The organism is Caballeronia arationis (assembly GCF_001544975.2).
Classification (GTDB): Bacteria; Pseudomonadota; Gammaproteobacteria; order Burkholderiales; family Burkholderiaceae; genus Caballeronia; species Caballeronia arationis.
In genome coordinates, this window is record NZ_FCOG02000295.1 from 1 (window position 1) to 3,546 (window position 3,546).

4 protein-coding genes are annotated in these 3,546 nt (G+C 62.5%); 1 reads left to right on the top strand and 3 read right to left on the bottom strand.

All coding sequences use genetic code 11. From position 1 onward, the window contains the following. The 3 genes from AWB81_RS41150 to AWB81_RS41160 all read right to left on the bottom strand — a co-directional run. Window positions 1-1,589, bottom strand: a 1,589-nt coding sequence (locus AWB81_RS41150; RefSeq protein ID WP_062644197.1) for a fatty acid--CoA ligase, incomplete at its 3' end; no start/stop codon positions are given. Between the two features lie 91 nt (window positions 1,590-1,680). Next, window positions 1,681-2,052, bottom strand: a complete 372-nt coding sequence (locus tag AWB81_RS41155) for a BON domain-containing protein (protein WP_062644199.1) — start codon at window positions 2,050-2,052, stop codon at window positions 1,681-1,683. Between the two features lie 60 nt (window positions 2,053-2,112). Continuing rightward, window positions 2,113-3,237, bottom strand: a complete 1,125-nt coding sequence (locus AWB81_RS41160; protein ID WP_062644202.1) for a porin — start codon at window positions 3,235-3,237, stop codon at window positions 2,113-2,115. Window positions 3,238-3,275: 38 nt separating this feature from the next. Here AWB81_RS41160 and AWB81_RS47870 point away from each other — a divergent pair. Then, window positions 3,276-3,546 (top strand): hypothetical protein (locus tag AWB81_RS47870; RefSeq protein WP_235026189.1); only part of this gene is annotated, 271 nt, incomplete at its 3' end.

Below are 3,546 nucleotides of genomic sequence, written 5' to 3' on the forward strand. Positions count from 1 at the left end.
CGATCGACGATCTTCACGACCTGCGGCACGGCGTACTTCGATATCTGTCCCGTCTGGCTGAACGCGAGCACGTGATTTCTGATGTCGTCCTCCGAGACTGCCTGCGCGAATTCCGGCTTCAGCACCACGAGTGCCACGGGTCGTTCGCCCCACTTCGCATCGCTGATGCCGATCACCGCTGCTTCGGACACGCCCGGATGCAGCGAGATCAGGCTTTCGATCGCGAGCGACGACACCCACTCGCCACCCGACTTGATCACGTCCTTCATGCGGTCGACGATCTGCACATAGCCATCCGTATCGATGTTCGCGATGTCTTGTGTGTGCAGGTAGCCGCCCTCCCAAAGCTGATCGGATGCCTCCGGGTTCTTCAGGTAGCCTTGCGTCAGCCACGGCGCGCGCACGATGATCTCACCGCTCGCCCTGCCGTCGTGAGCGACGTCTTCGCCCTCTTCGTCCACGATGCGCAGATCCACGAGAGGCAGCGGCAGACCCGTCTTGCAACGCAGGCGCACCTGCTCGTCGGCGTCGAGCGTCTCGCTGCCGGGCTGCAGTTGCGCGAGCGTCAGCAGCGGTCCGGTCTCCGACATCCCATAGCCGGCGAAGATGTCGATGCCACGATCGAGCGCCGCACGCGCGAGTCCATGGGGCAGCGCGCCTCCGCCGATGATCACTTTCCACTTGCTCAGATCGACGGTCTTCGCTTCAGGGCAGCCGAGCAGCATGTGCAGGATCGTTCCGACGCAATGCGAGAACGTGACGCCTTCATCACGCACGAGCCCGACGAGCCGCTCCGGCAGGTAACGGCCCGGATAGACCTGCTTCACACCCAGCACGGTAGCGATATAAGGCATACCCCACGCGTGGACATGGAACATCGGCGTGATCGGCATGTACACGTCACCGCGGTGAAAGCGCTGCCCCGATACGGGGCTTGCAAGCGCCGCCATCCCTGTGATGGTGTGCAGCACGAGCTGGCGGTGCGAGAAATAGACGCCCTTCGGCAGACCCGTCGTGCCCGTCGTATAGAACGTGGTGGCGCGCGTGTTCTCGTCGAAGTCCGGGAAGTCGTAGACGGACTCGCTCGCCGCGAGCATGGTCTCGTATTCGTCCGCGAAGGGGATCGAATGCGCGACGGCTTCGCTGCCTTCGTCGTCGATCCGGATGAAGGTGTGCACCGTTTCGAGCTGGTCCCTGATCGCATCGACGACAGGCAGGAAGTCCGCATGAACGAGAAGGACCTGCGCGCCCGCATGGTTGATCGTGTAGGCGATCTCCGCTGGCGAGAGCCGCACGTTGACCGTCTGCAGCACGGCACCCATCATCGGAATGGCGAAGTAGCATTCGAGGTAGCGATGGCTGTCCCAGTCCATCACCGCGACGGTGCTGCCCATCTTCGTGCCGTGGCGGCCGAGGCCATGTGCAAGGCGCGCGATGCGCTCGCTCATCGCGCGATAGGTCAGGCGCGTTTCGCCGCGATAGACGATCTCCTGATCGGGCGCATGGACGAGCGGTGTATGCAGCAGATGCTTGATCAGCAGCGGGTACGCATACGCCGATTGAGTTGATTCGATCATGTCGGGATTCATTTGATTTCCTTGATGCGAAGCGGCGCGCGAAATGCGGGCTTCATTGCGCGGCGCCCCGGTATCCGGGATGACGCGCGGGACGCGAGACCGCTTACTGCCCGAACTCTCGCCTGACGCTCAATTTGTTCGTTACGGATGCAACGCCTGGGACGTCTTTCGCCAGCGCGCCTGCCTTTTCGATCTGCGCGGGATCGGTCACCGTGCCGGTCAGCGTCACGGCTCCATCCTTCGCGCTGACGCCGATGCTTCCGGCATCGATACTCTTGTCCTTCCCGAATGCGGCGTACACGCGCTTGCGCAGCGCGCGATTCGCCGAGCGGGAGCCACTCGCGGGCGCCGCACTCGACGCCACCGAAGGCTCGCTCGATGCCGCCATTGTTTCGCCTGCCTGAAGGCTCGCGCCGACCGATGCCAGAACGATCAATGCGGCACAACCCGAACTGCGTGGCTTGATTCTCTTCATGGATTGCTCCGGTTATTTGTTCACAGCATCTGCGGATCGCAACTGCCGCGCGGCCATCGCTCAGAAGTTGTGGCGTATGCCGATCATTGCAGCCGTGGTCGACTCTCCCGGAGCCACAGGTTGTCCATACACGATCGTCTGGTTCATCGTGCCGTGATTGTCGACATAACCGACCTGCGCATAGGCGAGCGTGCGCTTGGACAGGCTGTATTCCGTGCCCACCGCGAATTCGCTCGAATGATTCGTCGAGTTGTTGTTGTCCTTCAGATAATAGAACCCGGAAGTGACTTTCAGTACCGGGGTGAACCGGTATCCGAGCCCGGCCGAATAGAGATCGTAGTCCGCACGACCGGTGTTCGCCGGATTTTTGCCGTGGCTGTACGAGCCGGACACGGAGAAGTCGCGGAACGTGTACATCGCGCCGAGGTACACCAGCCGGTTGTTGTTGAGCCCCGTCGGTGCGACGCCGGGCAACGGGTTCGCGTCGTGTCCGTTGTAATAGACCGCCGACAGGTTCAGGCCGTAGTTCGAATACTTCAGCACAGCGGACTCGCGCGTGCCGCCCTGGAACTGGCCCGCAACACCGCCCGGCGCGTATTCCAGCGCAAGCGATGCACCGTAGAACTTCGGCGACTCGTAGACGAGCGCGTTGCTGTCGTACAGCGCGCCGATCGGCCCGTTGGTGCTGGTACCGGGCCAGCCGGCGGCCTGGTTCATGCCGAGCCACGCGGTGAGAATGCTGCCGAAGTACTGCGCCGAGCGCACGTCGGTATCGAACATCGCATAGACCATCGGCACGATCTGGCGGCCCGCGTTGAACGTGCCGAACGGACCGGAAACACCTATCGTCGCGAACTGGTTGAACTGCGCGGGAACGCCGGGTGTGTCGGAGAGGCCGAACCTGCCGGTGCCGGTATCGAATGTGCCCTGCAGCTTGAAGTTGACGCGATATCCGCCGCCCAGGTCTTCGCTGCCCTTGAGGCCCCAGAAGCTGGCGTAGATGCCGCCGTCCTTGTAGCGATACACCTTGCCCGTGTTGGCGGCGTTCGGTGCGAAGGAAGCGGCGGACGTGCTCTGATAGAGCAGGCCCGCATCGAGAACACCATATAGCGTCACCGATCCTTGCGCGTAAGCGGCGCCGGAACAGGCCAGTAATGCAGCGAGGCAGGGAAGTCTGAATTTCATGAGGGGTCTCCGGATGTTTTCTTTTTCGACCTGCGCGCATGTCATCGGCAAAGTCAGTCGGCGCGCTGCGAATGCTGCTATCTGCGGACCGTGGCGGGATAACCCTGCCACGTAATCGGCCCGCACAAGCCATCGCGATGGCGCGTGAAGTCATGCAGCAAGAATACGGAAGGAGACGAATTCCAGCCCCTCTCGCGGAGGGAGGGGGATCGAATGATCAGGACGCGGACGCGGGTCGCGTGGAAAAGGCAGCTGGCGTGCTGTCTTTATATAGTGCCTTCGAGCAGGCCCAGCACTGCTGCGCGGCGC